The sequence below is a fragment of the Curtobacterium sp. ABR8 genome (assembly GCF_057812125.1).
Genome location: NZ_CM173818.1, coordinates 1,662,412 through 1,685,524, shown reverse-complemented (window position 1 = coordinate 1,685,524; position 23,113 = coordinate 1,662,412). Strand labels below are relative to the sequence as shown.

The 23,113-nt window shown below is 73.2% G+C and carries 26 protein-coding genes and 1 riboswitch; of the genes, 10 read left to right on the top strand and 16 right to left on the bottom strand.

The genetic code is table 11. From position 1 onward, the window contains the following. Positions 1–1,041 carry a FecCD family ABC transporter permease gene (locus ACXKZB_RS08175; RefSeq protein WP_488825629.1) on the bottom strand — a complete coding sequence of 347 codons (1,041 nt, stop codon included), beginning with the start codon at positions 1,039–1,041 and terminating at the stop codon, positions 1–3. A gap of 178 nt (positions 1,042–1,219) precedes the next feature. Between ACXKZB_RS08175 and ACXKZB_RS08170 the strand changes: the two genes are divergently transcribed. Further along, complete coding sequence (locus tag ACXKZB_RS08170; RefSeq protein WP_488825627.1) at positions 1,220–2,740, top strand: S1C family serine protease; 1,521 nt, start codon at positions 1,220–1,222, stop codon at positions 2,738–2,740. Here ACXKZB_RS08170 and ACXKZB_RS08165 read toward each other — a convergent pair. Further along, positions 2,737–3,900 (bottom strand): hypothetical protein, encoded by a 1,164-nt coding sequence (locus tag ACXKZB_RS08165; protein WP_488825626.1) that lies wholly within the window; start codon positions 3,898–3,900, stop codon positions 2,737–2,739. The genes ACXKZB_RS08170 and ACXKZB_RS08165 overlap by 4 nt on opposite strands. 376 nt (positions 3,901–4,276) lie before the next feature. Further along, on the bottom strand, positions 4,277–4,534 hold the full coding sequence (locus ACXKZB_RS08160; RefSeq protein ID WP_488825624.1) for a putative acetyltransferase: 258 nt from the start codon (positions 4,532–4,534) through the stop codon (positions 4,277–4,279). A gap of 33 nt (positions 4,535–4,567) precedes the next feature. Here ACXKZB_RS08160 and ACXKZB_RS08155 point away from each other — a divergent pair, with 33 nt between their 5' ends. Beyond that, positions 4,568–4,930, top strand: a complete 363-nt coding sequence (locus ACXKZB_RS08155; RefSeq protein WP_123292446.1) for an RNA-binding S4 domain-containing protein — start codon at positions 4,568–4,570, stop codon at positions 4,928–4,930. Between the two features lie 50 nt (positions 4,931–4,980). Here ACXKZB_RS08155 and ACXKZB_RS08150 read toward each other — a convergent pair whose 3' ends face one another. The 4 genes from ACXKZB_RS08150 to ACXKZB_RS08135 all read right to left on the bottom strand — a co-directional run bounded on the left by ACXKZB_RS08150 (position 4,981) and on the right by ACXKZB_RS08135 (position 8,898). Next, the gene (locus ACXKZB_RS08150; protein ID WP_488825622.1) at positions 4,981–5,946 is read right to left on the bottom strand and encodes a J domain-containing protein; all 966 of its coding nucleotides are present in this window, start codon (positions 5,944–5,946) and stop codon (positions 4,981–4,983) included. 78 nt (positions 5,947–6,024) lie between these two features. Beyond that, the gene (locus ACXKZB_RS08145; RefSeq protein ID WP_488825620.1) at positions 6,025–7,122 is read right to left on the bottom strand and encodes a winged helix DNA-binding domain-containing protein; all 1,098 of its coding nucleotides are present in this window, start codon (positions 7,120–7,122) and stop codon (positions 6,025–6,027) included. Then, a complete protein-coding gene (locus tag ACXKZB_RS08140) occupies positions 7,119–7,865 on the bottom strand; it encodes a phosphotransferase enzyme family protein (RefSeq protein ID WP_123312974.1) in 747 nt (248 codons plus the stop codon). The genes ACXKZB_RS08145 and ACXKZB_RS08140 overlap by 4 nt, the downstream gene beginning before the upstream one ends. Before the next feature lie 130 nt (positions 7,866–7,995). Beyond that, entirely contained in the window at positions 7,996–8,898 is a 903-nt protein-coding gene (locus ACXKZB_RS08135; RefSeq protein ID WP_488825618.1) for an NUDIX domain-containing protein, read from the bottom strand. Between the two features lie 81 nt (positions 8,899–8,979). After that, positions 8,980–9,075, top strand: a riboswitch (TPP riboswitch). Here ACXKZB_RS08135 and thiM point away from each other — a divergent pair. The 3 genes from thiM to thiD all read left to right on the top strand — a co-directional run bounded on the left by thiM (position 9,064) and on the right by thiD (position 12,157). Continuing rightward, a complete protein-coding gene (gene thiM, locus ACXKZB_RS08130; protein ID WP_488825617.1) occupies positions 9,064–9,924 on the top strand; it encodes a hydroxyethylthiazole kinase in 861 nt (286 codons plus the stop codon). It overlaps the preceding riboswitch by 12 nt. Beyond that, a complete protein-coding gene (gene thiE / locus ACXKZB_RS08125; protein ID WP_488825615.1) occupies positions 9,921–10,652 on the top strand; it encodes a thiamine phosphate synthase in 732 nt (243 codons plus the stop codon). Before thiM ends, thiE begins: the two co-directional genes overlap by 4 nt. Further along, positions 10,649–12,157, top strand: coding sequence for a bifunctional hydroxymethylpyrimidine kinase/phosphomethylpyrimidine kinase (gene thiD, locus ACXKZB_RS08120; RefSeq protein ID WP_488825613.1), 1,509 nt, complete (start codon positions 10,649–10,651; stop codon positions 12,155–12,157). The genes thiE and thiD overlap by 4 nt, the downstream gene beginning before the upstream one ends. Positions 12,158–12,253: 96 nt before the next feature. Here thiD and ACXKZB_RS08115 read toward each other — a convergent pair whose 3' ends face one another. From ACXKZB_RS08115 to ACXKZB_RS08100, 4 genes are all read right to left on the bottom strand, one after another. Further along, entirely contained in the window at positions 12,254–12,763 is a 510-nt protein-coding gene (locus ACXKZB_RS08115) for a metallophosphoesterase family protein (protein WP_488825611.1), read from the bottom strand. Further along, positions 12,760–13,230: a MarR family winged helix-turn-helix transcriptional regulator gene (locus tag ACXKZB_RS08110; protein ID WP_488825609.1), complete on the bottom strand. Its 471-nt coding sequence runs from the start codon at positions 13,228–13,230 to the stop codon at positions 12,760–12,762. Before ACXKZB_RS08110 ends, ACXKZB_RS08115 begins: the two co-directional genes overlap by 4 nt. Positions 13,231–13,312: 82 nt before the next feature. Then, positions 13,313–13,774 carry a VOC family protein gene (locus tag ACXKZB_RS08105; protein WP_123292436.1) on the bottom strand — a complete coding sequence of 154 codons (462 nt, stop codon included), beginning with the start codon at positions 13,772–13,774 and terminating at the stop codon, positions 13,313–13,315. Positions 13,775–13,796: 22 nt separating this feature from the next. Next, positions 13,797–14,093 (bottom strand): GNAT family N-acetyltransferase, encoded by a 297-nt coding sequence (locus tag ACXKZB_RS08100; protein WP_222660658.1) that lies wholly within the window; start codon positions 14,091–14,093, stop codon positions 13,797–13,799. A 76-nt stretch (positions 14,094–14,169) separates the two neighbouring features. On the opposite strand from ACXKZB_RS08100, the gene ACXKZB_RS08095 reads away from it, so the two are divergent. Continuing rightward, complete coding sequence (locus ACXKZB_RS08095) at positions 14,170–14,805, top strand: NADPH-dependent F420 reductase (RefSeq protein ID WP_488825606.1); 636 nt, start codon at positions 14,170–14,172, stop codon at positions 14,803–14,805. A gap of 36 nt (positions 14,806–14,841) precedes the next feature. Here the strand turns inward: ACXKZB_RS08095 and ACXKZB_RS08090 are convergent, their stop codons facing one another. Further along, a complete protein-coding gene (locus tag ACXKZB_RS08090) occupies positions 14,842–15,810 on the bottom strand; it encodes an aldo/keto reductase (protein ID WP_488825604.1) in 969 nt (322 codons plus the stop codon). 155 nt (positions 15,811–15,965) lie between these two features. Between ACXKZB_RS08090 and ACXKZB_RS08085 the strand changes: the two genes are divergently transcribed. After that, entirely contained in the window at positions 15,966–17,057 is a 1,092-nt protein-coding gene (locus ACXKZB_RS08085; protein ID WP_488825602.1) for a hypothetical protein, read from the top strand. A gap of 29 nt (positions 17,058–17,086) precedes the next feature. On the opposite strand, the gene ACXKZB_RS08080 is transcribed toward ACXKZB_RS08085, so the two are convergent. Continuing rightward, on the bottom strand, positions 17,087–17,944 hold the full coding sequence (locus tag ACXKZB_RS08080; protein WP_123292823.1) for a LysR substrate-binding domain-containing protein: 858 nt from the start codon (positions 17,942–17,944) through the stop codon (positions 17,087–17,089). 148 nt (positions 17,945–18,092) lie between these two features. Here ACXKZB_RS08080 and ACXKZB_RS08075 point away from each other — a divergent pair, with 148 nt between their 5' ends. Further along, positions 18,093–19,415, top strand: coding sequence for an MFS transporter (locus tag ACXKZB_RS08075; RefSeq protein ID WP_488825600.1), 1,323 nt, complete (start codon positions 18,093–18,095; stop codon positions 19,413–19,415). Between the two features lie 176 nt (positions 19,416–19,591). Here ACXKZB_RS08075 and ACXKZB_RS08070 read toward each other — a convergent pair whose 3' ends face one another. Beyond that, complete coding sequence (locus ACXKZB_RS08070; RefSeq protein ID WP_488825598.1) at positions 19,592–20,239, bottom strand: NAD(P)-dependent oxidoreductase; 648 nt, start codon at positions 20,237–20,239, stop codon at positions 19,592–19,594. A 112-nt stretch (positions 20,240–20,351) separates the two neighbouring features. Here ACXKZB_RS08070 and ACXKZB_RS08065 point away from each other — a divergent pair, with 112 nt between their 5' ends. After that, positions 20,352–20,714, top strand: coding sequence for a winged helix-turn-helix transcriptional regulator (locus ACXKZB_RS08065; RefSeq protein WP_222660651.1), 363 nt, complete (start codon positions 20,352–20,354; stop codon positions 20,712–20,714). A gap of 168 nt (positions 20,715–20,882) precedes the next feature. Then, the gene (locus ACXKZB_RS08060) at positions 20,883–21,914 is read left to right on the top strand and encodes an NADPH:quinone reductase (protein WP_488825595.1); all 1,032 of its coding nucleotides are present in this window, start codon (positions 20,883–20,885) and stop codon (positions 21,912–21,914) included. 84 nt (positions 21,915–21,998) lie between these two features. Here the strand turns inward: ACXKZB_RS08060 and ACXKZB_RS08055 are convergent, their stop codons facing one another. Together ACXKZB_RS08055 and ACXKZB_RS08050 are read right to left on the bottom strand one after the other, a co-directional pair. Further along, on the bottom strand, positions 21,999–22,184 hold the full coding sequence (locus ACXKZB_RS08055; RefSeq protein ID WP_123312988.1) for a hypothetical protein: 186 nt from the start codon (positions 22,182–22,184) through the stop codon (positions 21,999–22,001). Positions 22,185–22,225: 41 nt separating this feature from the next. Then, positions 22,226–23,035 (bottom strand): hypothetical protein, encoded by an 810-nt coding sequence (locus ACXKZB_RS08050; RefSeq protein ID WP_488825593.1) that lies wholly within the window; start codon positions 23,033–23,035, stop codon positions 22,226–22,228. Positions 23,036–23,113 lie beyond the last annotated feature (78 nt).

The following is a 23,113-nucleotide window of genomic DNA, read 5'->3' as shown; positions in this document are numbered from 1 at the left end:
TCACAGGCCCCGCACCGCCCTCGACCGCACGAGCGCGATGAACACCGGCGCACCGATGAGCGCCGTGACGATGCCCACCTGCAGCTCGCCCGGGTACGCCACGACGCGCCCGATGACGTCGGCCACCAGCAACAACGCCGGGGCGACGATCGCGGAGAGCAGGATCGTCCACCGGTGGTCGGGGCCGCTCAGGCGACGGACGGCGTGCGGCACGGCGAGCCCGACGAACGCGACCGGCCCGGCTGCGGCCACCGCGGACCCGGCGAGCAGCACCGTCACGAGTCCGCCGACGGCCCGCACGAGCACCACGCGCTGTCCGAGCGACGCCGCGAGCTCGTCGCCGAGGGCGAGGGTGTTGAGCGACCGTCCGAGGCCGAACGCGATCACGAGACCGATCAGCACGGGGGCCGTGATGATGCCCGCGGTGCCGAGGTCCTTGCCGGCGAGTGCGCCGACCTGCCAGAACCGCAGCTGGTCGAGCAGGCTCGCGTTCGTCACGAGCACCGCGGTCGTGATCGACGACAGCGCGGCGGCGACCACGGCACCGGACAGCGCGAGGCCGACCGGTGACAGCCCGCGGCGGGCGACGGCGGCGATCCCGTAGACGAGCAGTGCCGCCAGGGCAGCGCCGACGAACGCGAACGGCAGGTAGGCGGCCGTGCCGCTCACCCCGAAGAGCGCGATGCCGGCGACCACGGCGAGGGCTGCCCCGGAGTTGATGCCGAGGACGCTCGGGTCGGCGAGCGGGTTGCGGGTCACACCCTGCATCACCGAGCCGGCGACACCGAGGGCCGCACCGGCGAGGAGCCCGACGACGGTGCGCGGGACGCGGTTGCCGAGCACGATGAGCCCGACCTCGTCGTTGCGCCCCGGGTGCAGGACGGTGTCGAGCACGGTGCCGAGCGGGATCGGCCGTGATCCGTAGGCGATCGACAGCGCGCACGCCACGGCGAGGACGACGACGGCCAGCACGGTCGCCCCGACCAGGCGGGAGACGGAGGCGGGCGCCGGTGGCGCGGACGTGGACGTGGAGGAGCGCATGGGGAGTAAGGCAACCCTAACGGACGCCCGCGCGACCGACCGGGCAGCGCACTCGGCGTCCCCCGAGCAAGCCCGGAGCATCCGCTGGGTCCGTTCATAGGCTCGTCATCGGATCGCCGCCTGTACTGGTCTCCATCGACACCCGCCCGGGTCGTCGAGGGACGACCGGAGAGCACCGATGAACGAGACCCCGAACCCCGCCGCCGACGCCGACCGCCAGCACGACGAGCAGGGCAGCGCCCGGACCGACGGCGCGGAGCAGCAGCGGCAGCAGCAGGCGTACGGGATGCCCTGGGAGGCACCGCACGCCGACCCCACCACCCTCCGACCGGCCTACGCCTTCGACGGCTCCGGTCCGTACCTGTACGGCCCGGACGGCTCCGGCCCCTACGCCTACTCCCCCGACGGCCGCGGCCCGTACCTGATCGGCAGCCCGGCACTCACCGGCACCCACCACGCCTGGGCGCACACCGCGGCGACGGCGAACCACCCGGGCGCGGTCACGAAGCGCCCGCGGCGACTCGGCCTGATGATCGGCTCCGGCATCGCGGCCCTCGCCATCGTGGGCGCCGCCGGCGGCACCGCACTGGGTCTGTCCTCGCAGAGCACGACGACCACGTCGAGCCAGTCGCAGGGCACCACGACGCTGCCCGACAGCGGGTCCGGTACCGGCGGCACCGGCAGCAGCGACGGGACGAACGGCTTCACGGTGCCCGGCGACGGCACCGGGAGCGACGGCGGCACCGGGTCCGGGACCGGGACCGGGACGACCCAGTCCCCCGCCACCGCAGCGACCGCCGCCCAGAAGAAGGGCGTCGTGACGATCAACACCGTCCTGAACTACGACGAGTCCTCGCAGGCTGCCGGCACCGGCATGATCCTCAGCGCGAACGGCACGGTCCTGACGAACAACCACGTCATCCAGGGCGCCACGAGCATCACCGTCACCGACGAGACCACGGGCAAGGAGTACAAGGCCGACGTGGTGGGCACCGACGCCACGAACGACGTCGCCGTCCTGAAGCTCGAGAACGCGTCCGGCCTGTCCACCGTCACGCTCGACGACGACGGCGAGCCGAGCACCGGCGACACCGTCACCGACGTCGGCAACGCGGAGGGCACGGGCAACCTCGTCGCCGCCGAGGGCACCGTCACGGCCACCGACCAGGACATCCAGGTGCAGAGCGAGTCCGGCACCGGCACCGAGTCGCTGTCCGGTCTGATCGAGATCGCGGCGGACATCGTCTCCGGCGACTCCGGCGGCCCCGTCGTCGACAGCGAGGGCGAGGTCGTCGGCATGGCGACCGCTGCGTCCTCGGGCACCGCGGACGTCACCGGGTACGCGATCCCGATCACCACCGCGAAGGCGATCGCCGAGAAGATCCTCGACGGGGAGTCCTCGAGCACGATCACCATCGGCCTGCCCGCGTTCCTCGGGGTCCAGGTCAGCAGCACCGCGGGCGCCACGAGCGGTGTGGCCGTCGCCGGTACGGTCGAGGGTTCCGGGGCCGCGAGCGCCGGCCTGGCCGAGGGCGACACGATCACGAGCCTGGGCGGGACCACGGTCACGACCTCGGACGAGCTCACCGCCGCCGTGCAGTCGCACGCCGTCGGTGACAAGGTCGTGGTCGGCTACACCGACAGCACCGGCGCCGCCAAGACCGTCACCGTCACCCTGACCGCCGGCCCGGCCGCCTAGGCGGAAGGAAGCAGCGCCCGCACCACCGACCGGTACACGTTGGCCGGGGAGTCCGTTTGGAAGACGGTCTCCCCGGCCTCCGTCTTGCCCACCCGCGCGAAGCCGATCCCCTCGGCGCGCACGATCGTCACGGGCTTCGGCTTGCCCGGTCGCCGCAGGTACGACACCGTCCACGGCGCCGCCCAGAAGCGCGCGAGCCGCGGGTCCGCCTCGACGAGTGCCTCCGGCAGGTCCGGCGCGTCGGAGCCGCCGGCCAGCCGGCGGCCGAGCAGGTGCCCTGGCAGCGACCCCGTGCGGAACGGGAAGGTCCACGTCGGACCGATGCCGAGCCTCCCGGCCGTCAGCGCGACCGCGCGGTCCGGCGTGACGGACGCGACCACCGCGCCCGCCTCGGCGGTCCCGTCCACGACGGTCTGCGACCAGACCTGGAGGCGCGACTCGCCACCGTCGGGCAGGTGCTGTTCCAGCGTGACCGGCTGGGCATCGCCCTGCCACGGTTCGAGCAGTGTCTGGGTCGACTCCGGCAGCGTGCCGAGCCGGCCGACGAGGCCCGCCTCGATGAGTTCGCGGCCCGCCGCGGTGCGGAGGAGCGTCGGGTTCCAGCGGCGTCCGGCGAGGCTCTTGAGCGTGCCCACCGCGTCGGCGCTCAGGCGGGGGCCGTCGAGCTCCGGGCCGGGCACCGGGGCGGGCAGTGGTTCGAGGTCGCGCTCGGGGCGCACCGGGGACGGCTCGGTCGCGCGGACGCTCTCGAGGACGGCGAACACGAGTTCGTCGGTCTCCAGCAGTCGCGCCAGGGGCCGTTCGATCGTCAGGTCGACGCGGTGCCGGCCGGTGACGAAGAGCAGGTGTGCGCCGGCGACGTCACCGTGTTCGTCGGGACGGACGTACTCAACCAGGCGTGCGGGAGCACCGGCGGCGGTCCAGGTGTCGCAGCCGACGAGCAGCAGGCCGTCGACGGAGCCGGGCAGTCTCGCGAGGAGCCCCGTGTTCTCGTCGCCGATCGCACGGTCGCTGGGGCGGGATCGGACGGTGAGGACGATGTCGTCGCCGGTGACGCGCAGGTCCGCCTGGGCTGAGTCCTCGCGGCGCCACTGGTCGGGGCGGCGGAGGGTGAGGCGGGCGGTGCGGTCCTCGGTGCCGAGCGGGACGGGGACTGCCATGGCACGAGGCTACGTCGGGTGCGGGGCGCGGAGGGGTGCGGCTCGCCGTGCACGCGCGGGCGGGCGGGTGGCGTGCGCGGCAGGCGGCGGCGCGGGCGACGCACGGTGCACGTCTCGTCGTCGGGAGCGAGGTTGTCGGCTCCGTGCCCCGACACAACGCCGCACGGAGCTGTCTCGCCCGCACGGGCCGAGGAAGTCCGCACCGTGCGGGCGCGACGACGCGAAACGCGCACGGTGCGGCCACCGCCAACGGGTGCGGCTTCGACCGCCCCGTGCAGCGCAGCAAGCGCGCCCGAGCGGCCACGCCCGCACGGCTCGACCAAACCTGCACCGTGCGGGCACGACCAACGGCGCCCGAACCTCGCACGGTGCGGGATCAGCGGCGGGGCGCGCGCGGGGCCGGGGGCGGCGGGACGGGCTTCGCGGCGACGACGTCGGCGAGCCGGACCTCGACCGGGCCACGGCGGGTGGCGATCGTCACGGTGTCGGGGCCGCGGGCGACGAGGTCTCCGAGGGCGTCCTGTGCGCCGTCGCCGTGGTGCGCCCGGACCACGAGACGGTCCCCGACCTCGGCGTCGTGCAGCACACCGAGCGCACGGGCCCGCGCGATCGCTGCCTGCTCCCCGGTGCTCACCCGCCCAGCGTAGGGGCCGCCTAGAGTGAGGGGATGGCCAAGGCTCGCGTGGACAGCTGGATCTGGGCGGTGCGGATCACGAAGACCCGCTCCGCCGCGACCGCCGCGTGCAAGGCCGGGCACGTCCGGGTGAACGGGGAGCGTGCGAAGCCCGCGCAGCCGATCGGCCCCGGCGACGAGGTCCGGGTGCGGCAGAACGGCTTCGACCGGATCGTCGTCGTCACGGGGATCATCCTGAAGCGGACGAGTGCGCCCGAGGCCGCGAAGCACTTCGAGGACAAGACGCCGCCGCGGCTCTCCAAGGAAGAGGCCGGGTTCGTCCCGATGCGCGACCGCGGTGCCGGACGCCCGAGCAAGCGGGAGCGCCGAGACCTCGAGAAGCTCCGCGGCTACTGACACCGAGCACCGAGGCGCGCCGACCGTCGACGCCCGCCGGACGTCAGACGTCAGACGAAGCGGACGGTCTGCTGCAGGCGGTCGCGGATCTCGAACACGTCGACCGAGCCGGGCGGGGACCACACGCCGTTCAGGACCTGCCCGAGCGCACTGCGCCGGACGACGAGCGCGGTCGGCTTCTTCGGGGAGCCGACGAGCTGCACGTCGACCTCGACGGCGGAGTCCGGCACGACGAGCAAGCGGCCGGTGAACCGCACCCGGGTCTGCTTCTGCACGGCACGGGCGGCGCGGACCAGTTCCTTCACCGGTCGTTCCCCCGGCGCCAGGGTCTCGCCGACGATGTCGCCGTGCTCCACCCGCACCGGGGCGCCCCAGTCGATCGACTCGACGGCCCAGAGTCCGCTCGGGGTCAGGACGGCGTGGTCGAGCTTGCCCTCGGCGCCGGCGTCCAGGTCGTGCCACACCGTCACGCCGATGCCCATGTCCGAGACGATCGAGGCGGTGGCCTCCTCGGCGAGTGCTTCGCCGAGCAGCCGCCGGATGTGCCGGGGCGCGGACCGGATGAGGGTGGGGTCGTAGGGATCCTCGATGGGGTCGCCGAGTCCGACCCACTCGCGTTCCGCCTGCAGGAAGACCTCGCGGGAGCGTCCGCCGGGGTGTCCGTGGGACCGCGCGCGGGGGCGGGTGTCGCGACGGGCTGACGGAGGTGCGTAGGCGTCGCGACCGGAGTCGGGCCTCCCGGTCGACGAACCGGACGCACCGGACGCGCTGAACGGCCCGGTACCGTTGCTGGTGAACGAGCCGCGGGAGCCGGCGTCGTACGCGCGGCGTGCAGCGGGCGTGCCGATGCGTTCCCAGGCGAGCTGGACGCGCCGGAAGTGCTGCGCGTCACCGCCGAGGTCGGGGTGGGATTCGCGGGCGGCGCGCCGGTAGGCGCGGCGGAGCGCGTCGTCGTCGGCGGTCGCGGGGACGCCGAGGACTTCGTACGGGGTGGCGTCGGCCGGGCTGTCGGTCATGGCCCTGCGACATTACCCGAGGCAGGGTACGAGTCCGCCGCGTGCTTGCTGGGTACGGTCTGGGCCCACGCCGCCGGCTCAGGCGCTGCGGCTGGTCGCCTCCACGACCCCGAACGCGACGGGCGCGTCGAGGAACCGCGCGTACCGGGCGGCGGCCGCCTCGAGCGCGCGGACCGCAGCGGTGTCGAGTGCCGCGAAGGGCGTGACGGTGACGAGGACCCCGCCGGCGCGCTCGGTCCGCTTCCAGGTGCCGACGACCCGACCACGGACGACGGCCATCGGCAGGAACACGCCGTTGGCACCCGGCACCACCCGGTCGGCGTGTGCGGGGTCGAGCTGGGCGGAGCGGTCGGCGTACCCGAGCAGGTACTCGTCGAACCCGGGCAGCAGGTGCCCGGTGGGTGTCCCGCCGGTGGTGGGACGGTCGGCCAACGCGAGGAGTCCGTCGCCGAGGTCCTCGACGGCGTCGCCGGCTGCGGCTCGGGCACGGCGGAGGTCGCCGAGCGGGAGCTTCGTCCAGCCGGCGGCGTCGGTCTCGGTTGCGGGACCCCGGCCGCGCAGGTAGCCGACGAGGACGCGGCGGAGTGCTTCGTCGCGGTCGGGGACCTCGGCGGCCGCCGGTGCCCACTCGTCGAGGAGCACGAGTCCCTGGCCGACGCGGGCGGTGGGTCCCCAGGCGACGAGTCCCTCTTGCGCGAGCTGCAGCAGCAGGTGGTAGCCGCGCCCGGCGCCGGGGTCGATGCCGGCGGCGCGGTACTCCTCGAAGAGTTCGTCGCGGACGAGGGAACGACCGCCGGAGAGTGCGGCGACGGTGGTGTCCCGTGCTCGGTCGAGCAGGGGCCGGTCGATGCCGAGTTCGGTGGCGCGTCGGGCGATGCTGCGCAGGGTCCGTTCGGCGGTCAGGGAGAGCAGGAGTCGCAGGTCGTCGGGGCGCACGGCGTGCAGGGTCCCCCGCATCGGCCAGGAGCGGACGAGTCCACCGCGGTCGAAGGCGGCGCGGACGTCGTCGCGGGTCGCCCCGGGTGCGCGGACCCCGATGGCCCAGAGCGCCTGGCCGAGGTCCTGCCCCTGCACGGCGGTCATCCGCTCGACTGCGGCGGTGGGGTCGAGCCCGGGGACCGCGATCCCCTGCGCGGCGAGCCGCAGCGTGCGGAGCTGCGCAGGGGTCGGGGTCACGCGACGGCGGCGGCGATGGCGTCGGCGTGCTGCTCGAGGTAGGCGACGTCGGCCCGGTACAGGTCGGCGTGCCCGTGTGCCAGGTCGCTGACGAACTTCGGGTTGCCCGCGGCGGCCTCGGTCTCCATGGTGGTGACCATCGCGACGAGTGACGCGGTCATCGTCTCGGCGAGGACGCTGCGGGAGCGGGCGTCGAGGTCGTAGGCGCGGCAGAACTCCGCGGCACGGGCGAGCCGGTCCTCGAGGGCGGGGGCGGTCATGCCCTCGACGGCTCCGGTGGTGAACGGGGCGAACCGGTACACGGCACTCGCGACGTCCCAGACGCGGGGCCCGGGGTGTGCGGTGTCGAAGTCGATGAGCCCCACGGCCTGGATGCCGTCGTAGACGCAGTTGTACGGGGCGAAGTCGCCGTGCACGATCGTCTCGACGGGTGTGCGCTCGGCCTGGGACCAGCAGTCCCGCGATGCGTCGAACGGATAGGTGGCTGCGGCGTCGTGGAACTGCCGGAGCAGGCGGGCGCTCGTGACGAGGGCGGCTTCGCTCGCGACGTCCTCGGTCCACGGGTACTCCCCCGCGACCCCGGGGACGAACGACACCGTCTCGAGGGTGTCGCCGTGCTCGATCGGCTCCGGTGCCGCGACGAACCCCTGTTCGTGCAGGTGTGCGAGCAGCCGGTGGACGGTCGGTGTCCACGGCCCGGCCGGGCGGTGGACTCGGTCGTCGGCCCTGGTGATCCGCTCCATGGAGAACCTCCTGTGTGTGCGTCTCCGTTGACGTCCGGCCAGCGTACCGACGAGTGGGTCGGCTCGTGACACAGCGGTGTGAACAACACGTCACAACGAAGGACACGGCGGGTCGTGCCGCGCCGCCTCGCTAGGACTGGTCGCGCAGCCAGGACGGTCCGTGCACGACGGCGCCGATCGCCTCGACCCGGGCGCGGAGCCCGCGGTCGGCGGTGACCACCACGACGGGTCCGTCCCCCGCGTCCACCGCGGACTGCGCGGCCGACACGATCGCGTCGTCGCCGGAGCCCGGCGCATGCACGACCTCGACCGGTCCGGACCCGTCGGTCCCGTCCGCCGTGGCGCCACGGGCCGCACCCTCGAGCACCACCGTCCACCGCGGCCACCACCGGTCGAACGGCAACGCGAGCAGGTCGGCCGGCACCCCGGACGCGGCGAGCGCCGTCACCGACGACAGCAGGCGCGCAGCGGCACCCGCGCGGTCCTTCCACCACCCGTCGGGCACGCTGCCGACGACGTTCGCGGCGTCGACGACGATGTGCGGCGTGGTGGTGATGGACGCGCGGAGGGCCGGCCACGACTTGTTGAACCCCGGGTGCAGCGGGAGGTCGTCGACGTCGTCGACGGGGATCCAGGAGAGCGCGATGCTCTCGCGGTCCGCGATGACCGGTTCGAAGGGCCGGGAGGCGCGCCCCACGACGGTCGTGTAGGTCCAGAACCCCAGGTCGAGCAGTGCGGTGTGGCGCAGGTCGACGCCGTCGTGCGGCACCCCGGCTTCCTCCGCGGACTCGCGGAGTGCGCCGGTGACGGCGTCCTCGCCCTGGTGTCGTGCGCCGCCGGGGATGCCCCAGGTGCCGCCGTGGTGGCTCCACTCGACGCGGTGCTGCAGGAGCACGCGTCCGGCGCCGTCGTCGACGAGCAGTCCGGCGGCGCCGAAGAGTCCCCAGGCCTTGGTGCCGTCGGGGCCGACCGCCCAGGCGTCGCCGGGGTCGCGGGGACCCGGGGGCGGTCCGGGAGGCGTGGTGTCTGGCACCCGTCAACCCTGTCACACGGGGCCGGACATGTGACCGGAGACGACGGCCGTGGCACGACGCAGCGGCTCGTGTACGGTGTCGCTCGAGACACGGGGTGCCGCAACCAGCGGCTGAGATCACACCCGTCGAACCTGCTCGAGCTCGTACTCGCGAAGGGATCGTCCATGGAAACCGCTGCGCCCTCCCCTGATTGGGCCCACCGAACCGCCGAGCTGCTCGAGGCCGTCCGTGCCCGGAGTCCGTTGGTGCAGTGCATCACGAACACCGTGGTGCAGAACGTCACCGCGAACGTGCTGCTGGCGCTCGGTGCGTCACCCGCGATGGTCGACGTCCCGACCGAGGCGGGGCCGTTCGCCCGGGTGGCCGATGCCCTGTTGGTGAACACCGGCACCCCGCACGCGGAACCGCGGACGGCCGCGCTCGAGGCCGCTCGCGCCGCCCGCGACACGGGCACCCCGTGGGTGCTCGACCCCGTCGCCGTCGGCTCGCTGCCGGTGCGCACCGTCCTGGCCCGCGACCTGCTCGGGTTGCACCCGACGGTGCTGCGTGGCAACGCCTCCGAGGTGCTCGCCCTGCTCGGCGACTCGGCCGGTGGCCGCGGCGTCGACAGCACGGTGGGCACGGAGGACGCCCGTCTCGCGTCCGTGCAGGCGTCGACCGGGAGGCTCGTGGCCGCGGTGGCCGTGTCGGGTCCCGTCGACCTGCTGGTCGCGCCGGGCACCGGTGTGGTGCGGGTCGCCAACGGCACCGACCTGTTGACGCGGATCACCGGGGGCGGGTGTGCCCTCGGCGCGGTCGTCGCCGCGTTCACGTCGGTCGTACCCGACGACGCCGGTGCGGCCGCCGTCGCCGCGACCGCGGTGCACACCATCGCCGCGGAGCTCGCCGCCCGCGAGGCCGGTGGCCCCGGCACGTTCCAGCCGCTGTTCCTCGACCGGTTGGCGTCGCTCACCCCGGAGGACGTCGTCCGCGAGGCCCGGATCACGGTCGAGGCCGAGCCTGCGTCCCTGGTGGTGCCGGCATGAGCGGGCCGCAGCGGGACGTCGGCGTCTACCTGGTCACCGACGGCTCGCTGGCCGACCGGCACGGTGTCGGCGTGCTCGGGGTGGTCCGCGCTGCGGTGCACGCCGGGGTCGGGATCGTCCAGGTGCGGGACAAGGACGCCTCGGCCCGTGACCTGCTCGCCCTGACCGCCGCCGTGGCCGACGCCGTCGGGGACCGCGCGATCGTGGTGGTCGACGACCGGCTCGACGTCGCCCTCGCCGCTCGGCACGCGGGGCACCGGGTCGCCGGGGTGCACCTCGGCCAGTCGGACGTGCCCGTGACCGTCGCCCGGGCGCTGCTCGGGCCGGACGCGCACGTCGGGCTGACGGCGAACACGCTCGAGCACCTGGCTGCCGTCGAGCGGCTGCCCCGCGGCACCGTCGACCTGCTCGGCGTCGGGGTCGTGCACCCCACGGCGACGAAGGCCGACCATCCGCCGGCGCTCGGTCACGACGGGTTCGCCCGGCTCGCGGCGGCGACCGAGGTGCCCTGCGTGGCGATCGGCGGGGTGACCCTCGACGACGTCGCGCCGCTCCGGGCAGCCGGCGCCGCTGGCGTGGCGATCGTCTCGGGCATCTGTGCCGCGGCCGACCCCGGATCCGCCGCGGCGGCGTACGTGGCCGCGTGGGGCCCTGGAGCCGACCGCGGGGCGGAGTCGGAGCGGCTCGCAGCGGGCGATCCGTTCCTCCCGTCGGGGGCCTCGTCGTGACCGTCCCGCGCGTCCTGGCCGTCGCCGGGACCGACCCGACCGGCGGCGCCGGGCTGCAGGCCGACCTCAAGGCGATCGCCGCGCACGACGGCTACGGCATGGGGGTGGTGACGGCTCTCGTCGCGCAGAACACGCACGGCGTGCGGTCGGTGCACGTGCCGGACGTCGCGTTCCTGCGGGAGCAGCTCGACGCGGTGTCCGACGACGTGGTCGTCGACGCCGTCAAGATCGGCATGCTCGGCACCGCCGAGGTCGTGCGGACCGTGACGGACTGGCTGCGGGAGCACCGGCCGCCCGTGGTCGTCGTGGACCCGGTGATGGTGGCGACGAGCGGCGACCGGCTGCTCGACGAGGACGCCGCCGCCGCGATGGGCACGTTGTTCGGGCTGGCCGACCTGGTCACGCCGAACCGGGCCGAGCTGGCGGTGCTGGCGGAGCTGGCCGGGGCTCCGTCGCGGGCTCCGCTGTCGTCGCTGGATGCTGCGCGGCTCGTGGCGTCGACGTGGGACGTCCTCGTGCTGGCGAAGGGCGGACACGACGAGGGGCCGACCTCCGACGACGTGCTCGTGTCGCCCTCGGGATCCGTTCGGCGGTTCACGGCTCCCCGCGTTGCGACGACGAACACGCACGGCACCGGGTGCTCGCTGTCGAGCGCGATCGCGACGCTCGCCGCCCGGCACGGGGACTGGGAACTCGCGGTCGGGGTGGCGAAGCCCTGGCTGACGGCGGCGCTGCAGGGAGCCGATGGGCTGCAGGTCGGGTCCGGCAACGGGCCGATCGACCACGGCGCCGTGGCCCGTGCGGCGCTGCCCGTGGTCCCGTCCACCGACGTGTGGTGGGAGGACGTCGGCTCCCTGCTGCGGTCGACGATCGCGTGCGGGTTCCTCGTGGGGCTGCGGGACGGGACGCTCGATGCGGACGTGTTCGCCGGGTACCTCGCGCAGGACGTGCACTACCTGCGGGCCTACGAGCGGCACCTCGCGGCGCTGGCGGCGAGCGCTGCCGGTGCTGGTGCCGGTCCTGCGGCTGCCGCGTTCTGGGCTGCGGCGTCCGAGGGGTGCGCCGCCGAGGCCCGCGACCTGCACCACCGACGACTCGCCGGCACCCACGCCGACGACCCCGTCCACCCGACGTGCGCCGGCTACCTGGCACACCTGCAACAGGCGGCGGACTCCGGGTCGGCGGCCGTGCTCGCCGCGGCGGTGCTCCCCTGCTTCCGGGTCTACGCCTGGGTGGGCGCGCAGCTCGGCACGGCGCCGGACGGACACCCGTTCGCGGACTGGATCGCCGCGTACGGCGACGAGGGCTTCGCGGCGTCGAGCGCCGAGGCGACCCGATTGGTCGAGGAGATGGCAGCCGCCGCGACCCCGGCCGAGCGGGGACGGATGGCGCGGGCGTTCCGCCGCTCGACCGAGTGGGAGCTGGCGTTCTTCGAGATGCCGCTGGGATTGGGTGCCGGCGCTGGTACCGGGGTCATCGCCGCGGAAGCGACACTTCTACGCTGACGACCGCCGACCACCCCGCGAAAGCGACAGATGTCCGCCGATGTTCCGCGGGGATCTGTCGCTTTCGCGAACGGGGTGGCTGGGGCGGATCTCGGGTCAGCGGGCGGGCGGCGGCAGGCGCACCAGTTCGACGGTCAGGTCCGCGCCGGTCACCGTCCCGCGCATCCACGTGCAGTCCGGCTGCCGGCGACGATCGGTGGGCGACCCGGGGTTGAGCAGCCGCAGGCCCGACGGCGCGACGGTGTCCCACGGGATGTGCGAGTGCCCGAAGACGAGCACGTCGACGTCCGGGTACTCGGCGGCCATCCGGCGCTCCCGGCCCGTCGCGGCGCCGGTCTCGTGCACCAGGGCGAAGCGCAGGTCCTCGACGGCGAAGCGGGCGACGAGCGGGAGCCGGTCGTCGAACTCGGGGCCGTCGTTGTTGCCGCGCACTCCCTCGAACCGGCGCGATCGGGCCTGCACGGCGTCGAGGGTGGCGAGGTCGACCCAGTCCCCCGCGTGCACCACGAGGTCGGCGGCGTCGACGTCGGACCAGAGCGCCGCCGGCAGGTCCTTCGCCCGCTTCGGCAGGTGCGTGTCGGAGAGCAGGACGAACGAGGTCGTCACGTCGACGCGCGCCCGGGCATCGGCAGCCCGGCCTCGTCCGAGGCGCCGAGCCGTTCCAGCAGGCCGGCGAGCAGGGCGATGTCGTCGTCGGACCAGCCGGCGAGCCGCTCCTCCAGCGCGTCGCGGTGCAGTTGCACGGAGCGTTCGAGCGCGGTGCGGCCGGCGTCCGTCGCCTCGAGCGGCTTCGCGTTGCCGGTGCCGCCGTCGGTCGTCCGGATCAGGCCCGTTGCGAGGAGCCCGGAGAGCTGGCGGGAGATCGTCGAGCGGTTCAGGCGCAGGTACCGGGCGATGTCGATGGCCATGCAGCCGGGGTGCTGCACCACGAAGTCGACGAGGGACTGGTCGACGACGCTCAGCGCGTCGTCGGACCCGCGGGCGCGGATGCTCGCGCGCCGGGTGATCCGGGCGAGTTCGGTGTAGGCCCGGCCGATCTCACTGTTCCGGATCTGGGAGCTCGGGTGGTCCATCGTGGCTCCAGCCTGTCGGTGCCGGCGCCGGCCGGCGGTCTTCCGTGCCGACACCATACCGGGCGGTACGCGAGGTTCGGACTCAGTGGCCGGCGGCGGCGGCCCGGAGTGCGGGGATGTCGAGCTTCTGCATCGTCATCATCGCCTGGAAGACACGGGCGTTCGCCTCGGGGTCGCCCGACCCGGTCATCAGCTCGCCCATCATCGACGGCGTCACCTGCCAGGCGACGCCCCAACGGTCGAACAACCAGCCGCACATGCTCGGCTTCCCGCCGTCGGCGAGCAGGGCGTCCCAGATGCGGTCGAGTTCGTCCTGCGTGTCCACGTCGACCTGGAACGAGACGGCGTCGGTGTGCGGGTGTCCCGGGCCGCCGTTCATCGCCCGGTACGGCTGCCCGAGCAACGTGAACTCGACGACCAGCGTCGCGCCGTCCGGGGTCTTCGCCACGCTGTCGATCGAGCTGCCGGGGAACAGGTCGACGTAGTACCGGGCTGCCTGCTCGGCCTGGTCGTCGTACCAGAGGAACGGGGTGATGGTGGGCATGTGGCCCTCTTCTCGCGTCGGCTCAGTCCGCGGCACTGCGGATGAGCAGGTCTGACTTCTCGGGGTGCTCGTCGAACCACTTGCCGACGAACCAGCACATCGGCACGACCCGCTTCGTCGAGTTCGACTCGACGTCCGCGACGGCGTACTCGACGAGCTCGGCCGCGTAGCCGTGCCCGCGGTGCTTCGGCACCGTGTACGTGTGCGGGAACGCGATCGCGTCGCCGTTCTCGCGGTAGTCGAGCACGCTCACGAGCTCACCGCCGACGTACATGGCGTAGCGGTCCTGGTCGGTCTCGTCGCGGAACTCGTGGTCCATGCCGCCATCATGCTCCGCCCGGGCCGCACGCGCTCCACGGGGAATGCTCGAGGCCACCGGGCGTTGGATGGACACCATGACAACGATCGGCATCATCGGCGCAGGCAACATCGGATCCCAACTCGCACGACTCGCGGTGCAGCACGGCCACCAGGTGGTGATCGCGAACTCCCGCGGCCCCGAGACCCTGACCGACCTGGTCACCGAGCTCGGCGACCAGGCCCGTGCGGCCACCCGCGACGAAGCCGCCGCCGCGGGCGAGGTCGTCGTCGTCACCGTGCCGCTCGCCGCGATCGACACGATCCCGGCGGAACCGCTCGTCGGCAAGGTCGTCATCGACACGAACAACTACTACTGGGAGCGCGACGGCCACATCGCCGCGCTCGACGACGGGTCGACGACGACCGCCGAGCTGCTGCAGGACCACCTGCCCGGCGCCCGGGTCGTCAAGGCCTTCAACCACATCGGCGCCGCGGACCTCACCGGCCACGCCACCCCGGCCGGCACCCCGGACCGCCGCGCCCTCGTGGTCGCGGGCGACGACGCCGAGGCGAAGCAGGTCACCACGGACCTCATCGAGCAGTTCGGCTTCGACGTCGTCGACGCCGGTCCCCTCGCCGAGGGCTGGCGCATCCAGCGGGACACCCCCGGCTACGGCCCGCGCCTGACCGCCGACCAGCTGCGCGAGGCCCTGCAGGCCGCGACCCGCTGACGCCCGAGGCTCGGCCCCGGCGGCGGGCGGCGGGCACTACGCCCGGTCGAAGATCTCCGTCATGTCGGCGATGTCGTCCTCGGTCGGCGTCCAGGTGGTCCCCGCCTCGACGTTCTGCGTGATCTGCTCCGGCTTCGTCGCACCGGCGATGACGCTCGACAACCCCGGCTGCGCGAGCAACCAGGCGAACGTCGCCTGCAGCATCGTGACGCCGCGGTGGTCGCAGAACCGCTGGTAGTCGTCGAGGACGTCCCACGGGGCGTCCTCGAGCAGCTGCGGCTTCGACGTCGACAGGCGCCCGTCGGCCGGGCCCCCGGCCTTCGTGTACTTGCCGGTCAGCAGCCCGTTGTACAGCGGGAAGAACGGCAGGAACCCGAGCGCGTAGGCACGGACGGCCGGCAGCACCTCGGCCTCGGCGGCTCGGGCGAGCGGGCTGTACTCGTTCTGCGCGGACACGAACGCGGTGGTGCCGGCGATCGACGCCGTCAGCTCGGCCTCGGCGATCTGCCACCCGGCGAAGTTCGAGTGTCCGACGTACCGGATCTTGCCCTCGCGGACCAGGTCGTCGAGGACGGACAGCGTCTCCTCGATCGGCGTCACGTCGTCGGGTCGGTGCATCTGGTACAGGTCGATCCAGTCCGTGCCGAGGCGACGGAGCGAGGACTCGACGGCCAGCCGGACGTACCGTCGCGAGCCGCGGACATCCCAGTCCGGGCCGTTCGCGCCCTGCATGTCCATGCCGAACTTCGTCGCGAGCACGATCTCGTCCCGCCGCCCCGCTATCGACCTGCCGAGCATCTCCTCGGACATGCCGGGCCGGCCGCCGTAGATGTCCGCGGTGTCGAAGAGCGTGACACCGGCGTCGAGGGCCGCCCGCACGACGGCGTCGGTGCCCTCCTGCGACTCGGAGGCGGTCCCCGGTCGCCCGAAGTTGTTGCAGCCGAGGCCGACGGTGGAGACGACGAGCCCCGAGGGACCCAGTGGACGGTGTTCGATTCCGGTCATGCCCCGAACGTACCGGCGACCCCGGAACTGGGGCTGCGACATCCGCGACCGTTGCCGCTAGAACTGACGATGGATCAGTCGACGAAGGGAGCACCGCAGTGGCGTCGCATCGCATGCAGGATTCGGAACGGCCGCGCCGTCCCGTCCCGTCCTGGGTGACCGCACCGGTCGTCGAACCGGCCGTGGCCGTCGAGCGGCTCACCCCCGACCTCGCAGCGAGCACCGGCCAGGAGGCCCGTCACATCCCCGCCACGTCGCGCACCGCCCACGATGCGCCGGCCCCCACCGCCGTGGTCGGCTCCGCCCCGCAGCCGACGACCACGCTCGCCCCGACGGCCGTGCCGACGCCGGAGCCCGCGTCGATCGCGGCCCTCGTCGAGGACGACGTCGCGGTCCCCGACTACCCGCCGCAGCAGGACCTCCTGCCGCCGGCACCGACCTCACCGTCCGTGCACACCGTGCCGTTCGACACCGCCGCCGTGGCCTCCGCCCCCGCCCCGGTCTCGCCGATCGACGCCGCTCCCGGCACCGCGCCGGCTCCCGCGCCGTCGCCCGTGCCCTCCGCCGGCCAGCCCCGGTTCTCGGTGCCCGGCCTGGAGCACGTCGTCGTCGAGGGCACCGAGCCCGAACCCGTGGGCCCGATCGGCTTCCGCACGCCCCGCCGCTTCGCCCACCAGCAGGCCGCCGCCACCGTGACACCGGCACCGACGCCGGCGTCCGCCCACGTGCGGTCCTTCGACGCGGTCCTGCAGGCGCCGTCGGTGCCGACCGCCTCGTCGACCGCGCCGATGGCGCCGAACCCGGTCGTGCCCGTGACCGCACCCCGTGCCGAGGCGAGTGCGTCCGTCGGGGCCGAGCCGGGCCTCCCGACCGAACTGCTCGACCAGCCCGTGGCCGCAGCCGCCGAGCCGGAGCCGCGCCGTGCACTCGGTGCGACGCCCGGGGCGATCCTGGCCGCCGTGGCGGGCATCGCGACGCTCGGACTCGCGGCGTGGTGGTTCACCGCGCCGGCGACCGTGCACGGTGTCGGCGTCGTGCTCGGACTCCTCGCGCTGGTGGTGTCGATCGTGACGCTGCGCGACCGTGCGGCGACGTGGCAACGGCCGGTCGCGCTGCTCGGTGCCGTGCTCGGTGGCGTCGGCACGCTCGTGCTGCTGTGGGCCGTCGCGTCGGCGCTGCTGCCGCTCGCCGGGGTGACGCTGCCCGACCTGACCGGCACCGGGACGACTCCGACCCTCGCGCCGTAGCCCGCGCGTCCGCTGCACGCCGGTCGCGGTCAGACCGCGCGGACGACCCCGCGGGACAGGATCGCGTTCGTCAGGGCATCGATCGGCTCGCGCTGCACCGTCGGGTTGGCGATGAGGACGTAGTCGACCGCCGGCAGGTCCGGCAGCCCCAGCCGCTGCGACACCTTCACCAGGTCCGCCGGGATGAGCGAGTGCGGGAACACCGCCACGCCGATCCCCGCCCGCACTGCCGCCAGGACACCGTTGACGTCACGGGTGTTGCAGGTGATCCGCCAGGTGCGGCCGGCGGCCTCGAGGGCGTCGATCGCCATCTGCCGACTGATGCTCGGCGCCTGGTACGCGATGAGCGGCACGGGCTCGTCGCGTTCGACCGCGATGCCGTCCTGCGCCATCCACACCATCTGGTCGGTCGCGACGCGGGTGCCCTCGGCGGACTCCCCCGCGGTCTGCTTGATGAACACCAGGTCGAGCTGGCCGGCGTGCACCCGGCGCAGCAGCGGCGACGACTGGTTCACCGTCAGCTCGAGGTTCACCTGCGGGTGCAGCCGCCGGAAGTCGCGGAGGATGCGCGGCAACTGCGTGATCGCCAGGTCGTCGGCCGCGCCGAACCGGAGCCGCCCGCGCGTCGCCGACCCGGAGAAGTACGCGTCCGCGGTGGCGTGCGCGGCGAGGATCGTCCGGGCGAAGCCGGCCATCGCGTCGCCGTTGTCGGTGAGGGTGACGCCACGGGTGTCGCGTGCGACGAGGGTGCGGGACACCGCGGTCTCGAGCCGCCGGACGTGCTGGGACACGGTGGGCTGACTGATGCCGAGGCGGGCTCCGGCCTGCGTGAAGCTCTGTGTCTCGGCGACGGCCAGGAAGGTCTGCAGCAGGACCGGATCGAGCACGGGGCACCTCGTTCGTTCGCGCGGGCGTTCGCGCGGTCATTCGACATCGCAATGGATTGATAGCCACCATAGGGGTGTCGAATGGACTGCGGTCACGTAGTTTCGTTGGGGTACCAGATCCGCAACGACGTCCGGAGAACCCCTCACCGTGAGTGCGTCATCGACGACCCTCCCCCCGCCCACCGAACCACTCCCGATCCAGGCCACCCGCCCGCCCTGGCGGCACACCCTCATCGCCCTGTCCGTGCCGAACTTCCGGCTGTTCACGGCCACCAACCTCGTCGCGATGACCGCCGGGTGGATGCAGCGCATCGCCCAGGACTGGCTCGTCCTGCAGCTGACCGGCTCGGTCGCGCAGGTCGGCATCACCGTCGCCTGCCAATTCGCGCCGATGCTGCTGTTCGGGCTGCTCGGCGGGGTGCTCGTGGACCGGTTCTCGAAGCGCGCGCTGATGATGATCACGCAGGGCGCCTTCGCGGTGCTGTCCGCGCTGCTCGCCGTGCTGACGCTGGCCGGGGTGGTCGAGGCCTGGCACATCTGGGTGATCGCGTTCCTGGTCGGCATGGTCACCGTGATCGACAACCCCGCCCGGCAGGTGTTCGTCACCGAGATCGTCGGGCACCAGCACCTCCGCAACGCGATCAGCGTGAACTCGTCGGTGTTCCAGCTGGGCGGCATGATCGGACCGGCGCTGTCCGGCGCACTGCTCGTCGCCGTCGGGGCGGGGTGGTCGTTCGGCGTGAACGCGATCGCCTGCGTCGCCGTCGTCGTGACGCTCGGGTTCCTGAAGGTCTCGGAGCTGCACCGGACGCCCCCGGCACCCCGCGGCAAGGGGCAGCTGATCGAGGGGCTCCGCTACGCCGTGAACAAGCCGACGATCATCGTGCCGGTGATCCTCGTCGCGTTCTTCTCGGTGTTCGCACTGACGATGCCCGTGCTGCTGTCGGCCTTCGCGTCCCAGGTCTACGACGTCGGCGCCGCCGGGTACGGCGTGTTCAACTCCGCCGTGGCGATCGGCGCACTCGTCGGCGCCCTGCTCTCCACGCGGCGGGCGGTCGTGCGGCTCCGGACCATCGTGGGCGGGGTGTTCTGGACCGGGGTGCTGCTCGTGGTCTCCGGGAGCATCCCCGTGATCGCGCCGTTCACCGTGGCGCTCGTCGCCGTCGGGATGTCGCAGCTGCTGTTCCAGACCGCGTCGAACTCGCTCGTGCAGCTGTCCTCGAACATCAGCGTCCGCGGCCGGGTGATGTCGCTCTACGTGCTCGTGCTGCTCGGCGGCCAGGCGATCGGCGGGCCGCTGATGGGCCAGGTCGTCGACCACTTCGGCGCCCACGTCGGGATGATGGTCGCCGGCGGGGTGCCCGCTGCGGCCGCCGCCGTGATCGCGCTCGTGCTCGCCCGCCGCGGAGGCCTGCACGTGGCGGTGCGCATGCGCCACCACGTGCCGCTGCCGGCGATCGTCGCGCACTGACCCGGAGGCGGTGGACGCACCCACCAGCGGACGGGAGGCCCCTGGCGGCCCCGCCCCGCGCCTCCCGTCGGCCGGCTGGCCATGTCGGACGCGCGCCGCACAGCCAAAGTCACCCGGAACCACGCCGTTGCGCGGTTCCGGGTGACCTTGGTCGTGCGAAGCGGAAGCGAACCGCCTCAGTAGGCGACGCCGAAGCGCGTCTGGTGGTGTGCCGGGTTCGCGATCTCGTCGACGAAGGCCAGACCGAAGTCGTCACCGGAGATGTCCGAGTTGCCCTCGGCGTCGGCGAGCAGGACCTCGTCGGTCGTGCGGTACGTGCCGCGACGCTCGCCCGGGTTGTAGCTGCCGTAGCCGGCGGCCGGGCTGACGTAGAACCAGTCGACGTCGGTGTCCGAGGCACGGAGCGCGTCGAGGATCTGCGCGTGGCTCTTCGCCTCGCCCTTGAACGCGTCCGGGAACTCGGCCGAGTCGAACAGGCGCGGACCGCCCTCGGCGACGAGCAGCGAACCGGCGCCGCCGACGATGCCGAGCCGCGCACCGGCGCTGGCCGCAGCGTCGACGAAGTGCTGGAACTTGTCCTTGAGTTCACTGCCGTCCGACTGGACCGCGTGCAGCGCGACGACGATGACGTCGGCGTCCTTCGTGACCTCGGCCACGAAGTCGGCGTCGAACGCGTCACCCTGCGCCAGGGTCAGGCCCTCGGCGGCGTCGAGCTTGCTCGTGTCGCGCGCGACGGCGGTGACGGCGAAGCCGCGGGAGAGGGCTTCGCGGGTGATGGCGGAGCCGGCGTAGCCGGTGCCTCCGAAGACGACGATGCTGGTCATGCTGTTCCTTTCGTGGGGCTGGTGCTGCTCACCGTACAAGAGTTACTCTCTTTGAGTAAGTAGGCACCTCACAGTGCGTAACGGAGCCCGTCGTCACGGAGGCCAGGCCAGGATGTCAGCACTCGAGTACAGCCCCTACGCGGCGGACTGCCCCAGCCGACAGTTGCTCGACCGCATCGGCGACCGCTGGAGCGTGCTGACGATCGGCACCCTCGCCGACGGGCCGCAACGGTACTCGGCGATCGCGAACCGGGTACAGGGCGTGTCGCAGAAGATGCTCACGCAGACACTCCGCGCGCTCGAACGGGACGGGCTCGTGACGCGCACGGTGTTCCCGGAGATCCCGCCGCACGTCGAGTACGAACTGACCGATCGCGGGCGGTCGCTCCGCCGGGTGCTCGAGCCGCTCGAGGCGTGGGCGACGTCCCACATGGACGACGTCGCCGTGTCGCGCGAGGAGTACGACGCGCGCTGAGCTGGCGCGGCGGGCGGGGGCGCGGGGCGGGCGCGGGGCGCGGGGCGCGGGGCGCTTCGTGAGCAGGAATGGTCGGGTCGGCAGCGCGCACCCGACCATTCCTGCTCACGAAGTGTCGCCACGCCCACACTCGGAATCCCCGACGGCGGCGAGTGGTTGCCTGGGGACATGCGATCGATCGTCTACACGAAGCCCGGTGACAGCAGCGTCCTCGAACTCGTCGAGCGGGACGTCCCCGAACCCGGCGCCGGCGAGGTCCGCGTCCGCGTGGTCGTCTCCGGCGTGAACCCGACGGACTGGAAGGCCCGGGCCGGCGGCACCTACGGCGACGGCCTGCCGTTCCCCGAGATCACCCCGAACCAGGACGGCGCCGGCATCGTCGACGCGGTCGGCCCGGGTGTCGAGGACCTCGCCGTCGGTGACCGCGTGTGGCTCTTCATGGCCGCCGCCTCGCGCCCGACCGGCACCGCGCAGGAGTACACCGTCGTGCCGGAGACCCGCGCGGTCCGCCTGCCCGACGGCATCTCGTTCGACGTCGGCGCCTCGTTGGGGGTGCCGGCGATGACGGCACACCGCGCCCTGACCACGCACGAGGACGGTCCGTCGCGACTCGGCCCCGGATCCCTCGACGGCTTCACCGTGCTCGTCGCCGGTGGTGCCGGCGCCGTGGGGCACGCCGCGATCCAGCTCGCCCGCTGGGCCGGCGCGACGGTGATCACGACCATCAGCTCGGACGACAAGGCCGCGCTCGCCACCGCCGCGGGCGCTCACCACGTCGTGAACTACCGGCAGGACGACGCCGCGGCTCGAATCCGCGACATCGCTCCCGACGGCGTCGACATCGTCGTCGAGGTGTCGATCCCGCAGAACGCCGCCCTGGTCGCCGACGTGCTCGCGAACCACGGCGTCGTGTCGATCTACGCGAACAACGGCGGCGACGAGGCTTCGCTTCCGATCCGCCCGAACATGAGCGTCAACGCGCGGTACCAGTTCCTGCTGCTCTACACGATCGGCGATGAGGCCCTGGCCGCCGCGGCCGAGGACGTCACCGAGGCACTGCACGACGGCGTGCTGCCGGTCGGCGAGGACGCCGGGCTCCCGCTCACGCGCTTCGACCTTGCCCGCACCGCGGACGCGCACGACGCCGTCGAGCAGGACACCGTCGGCAAGGTGCTGATCGATGTGCCCGAGGCGCAGTAGCCCCGACGCCCGGAGCCTCGACGCTCCACGACGAACGGCTCCCACACACGTGGGAGCCGTTCGTCGTGGAGGATGCGGGAAGGGTCAGCGACCCAGACGCGCGGCGATGGCTGCGGCGACCCGGATCCGGGCTGCTTCGCGCTCGCGCTCGATGTTGGCGGCGATGACGTCGAGGTCTTCGTAGTCGGCGTCGGTGGTGGTGTCGTTCCAGTTGGGCGATGAGATCCGGGCACGCCCGAACGACGGCGGAGCAGGGTTCACGGTCGTCATGGGGGCATGGTACGTCGAGCGTCCGACAGAGCGTGTGAGCATCACGGGCCTTTCCTTGGATTGCGGTCGCGCTCGGGGAACGAGTAGGTCAACGAGAACGCCACGGCCATGAACGACGCCATCATCGCGATGTTCTTCGCGTCGAGTTCGGTGAAGGCGTCGGGGACCGGGGAGTCGACGGTGAGCATGCCGAACGAGTACTGGTCGGACCGGATCACCACCGAGACGTACGAGGAGTACCGCGGTTCGAAGCCGGACACGTCCTGGTCGACATCGACGTCGGCGGAGCGGTCGCCGACGATCCGGGGTGATCCCCCGACCAGCACCCACTCGAGGTTGCGGTCGCCGTAGGGCGTGCCCGCGCGGAAGACCCCGGCGGTGTCGCCGGCACCCCCGTGACCGATCGGCTCGAGCGCACGCAGATCGGTGGACAGCTGGTACACGTTGGCGCGGACGTCGGGCACCTTCGGCAGCAGGTAGAACGCCAGGGCCACGGCGACGCGGTCGGCGACGACGGAGAGTTCGGCGTGACGCTCGGACCGGGGCAGTTCGGCGAACCGGACGAGCCGGGTGGCGATCTGGCCGAACGCGTACCGGACCGCCGTCGACTGTTCGAGCTCTGCCGCGGTCGCGTTCTCCTCGGCCGCCGAGCGCGCGGCGTCGCTGCGTCGGGTCCGGACCACCTGCACCGCCACGGCGACGGCAAGCACGACGAGCCCGAACACGACGAGCGACAGCCGGACCGCCGGGGTGACGAACAGGTTCGGCAGCTGGAACGCCGCGGTGGGCGCGGCCGCCACCACGATCGGCCACCCGACCGTGCCGACCCGTCCTGAACGCTGTTGCCCCATGACCACGACGCTAGGTCACGCCACCGACGCGATCGGAGTTGTCCACAGGGCAGTTCTCCACAGCGAGACCGGGTCTCC

Excerpts from the sequence above, each read along its gene's own strand:
- ACXKZB_RS08175 (WP_488825629.1), bottom strand. The coding sequence starts at position 1,041 with ATGCGCTCCTCCACGTCCACGTCCGCGCCACCGGCGCCCGCCTCCGTC.
- ACXKZB_RS08170 (WP_488825627.1), top strand. The coding sequence starts at position 1,220 with ATGAACGAGACCCCGAACCCCGCCGCCGACGCCGACCGCCAGCACGAC.
- ACXKZB_RS08165 (WP_488825626.1), bottom strand. The coding sequence starts at position 3,900 with ATGGCAGTCCCCGTCCCGCTCGGCACCGAGGACCGCACCGCCCGCCTC.
- ACXKZB_RS08155 (WP_123292446.1), top strand. The coding sequence starts at position 4,568 with ATGGCCAAGGCTCGCGTGGACAGCTGGATCTGGGCGGTGCGGATCACG.
- ACXKZB_RS08150 (WP_488825622.1), bottom strand. The coding sequence starts at position 5,946 with ATGACCGACAGCCCGGCCGACGCCACCCCGTACGAAGTCCTCGGCGTC.
- ACXKZB_RS08140 (WP_123312974.1), bottom strand. The coding sequence starts at position 7,865 with ATGGAGCGGATCACCAGGGCCGACGACCGAGTCCACCGCCCGGCCGGG.
- thiM (WP_488825617.1), top strand. The coding sequence starts at position 9,064 with ATGGAAACCGCTGCGCCCTCCCCTGATTGGGCCCACCGAACCGCCGAG.
- thiE (WP_488825615.1), top strand. The coding sequence starts at position 9,921 with ATGAGCGGGCCGCAGCGGGACGTCGGCGTCTACCTGGTCACCGACGGC.
- ACXKZB_RS08110 (WP_488825609.1), bottom strand. The coding sequence starts at position 13,230 with ATGGACCACCCGAGCTCCCAGATCCGGAACAGTGAGATCGGCCGGGCC.
- ACXKZB_RS08105 (WP_123292436.1), bottom strand. The coding sequence starts at position 13,774 with ATGCCCACCATCACCCCGTTCCTCTGGTACGACGACCAGGCCGAGCAG.
- ACXKZB_RS08100 (WP_222660658.1), bottom strand. The coding sequence starts at position 14,093 with ATGGACCACGAGTTCCGCGACGAGACCGACCAGGACCGCTACGCCATG.
- ACXKZB_RS08095 (WP_488825606.1), top strand. The coding sequence starts at position 14,170 with ATGACAACGATCGGCATCATCGGCGCAGGCAACATCGGATCCCAACTC.
- ACXKZB_RS08090 (WP_488825604.1), bottom strand. The coding sequence starts at position 15,810 with ATGACCGGAATCGAACACCGTCCACTGGGTCCCTCGGGGCTCGTCGTC.
- ACXKZB_RS08070 (WP_488825598.1), bottom strand. The coding sequence starts at position 20,239 with ATGACCAGCATCGTCGTCTTCGGAGGCACCGGCTACGCCGGCTCCGCC.
- ACXKZB_RS08065 (WP_222660651.1), top strand. The coding sequence starts at position 20,352 with ATGTCAGCACTCGAGTACAGCCCCTACGCGGCGGACTGCCCCAGCCGA.
- ACXKZB_RS08060 (WP_488825595.1), top strand. The coding sequence starts at position 20,883 with ATGCGATCGATCGTCTACACGAAGCCCGGTGACAGCAGCGTCCTCGAA.
- ACXKZB_RS08055 (WP_123312988.1), bottom strand. The coding sequence starts at position 22,184 with ATGACGACCGTGAACCCTGCTCCGCCGTCGTTCGGGCGTGCCCGGATC.
- ACXKZB_RS08050 (WP_488825593.1), bottom strand. The coding sequence starts at position 23,035 with ATGGGGCAACAGCGTTCAGGACGGGTCGGCACGGTCGGGTGGCCGATC.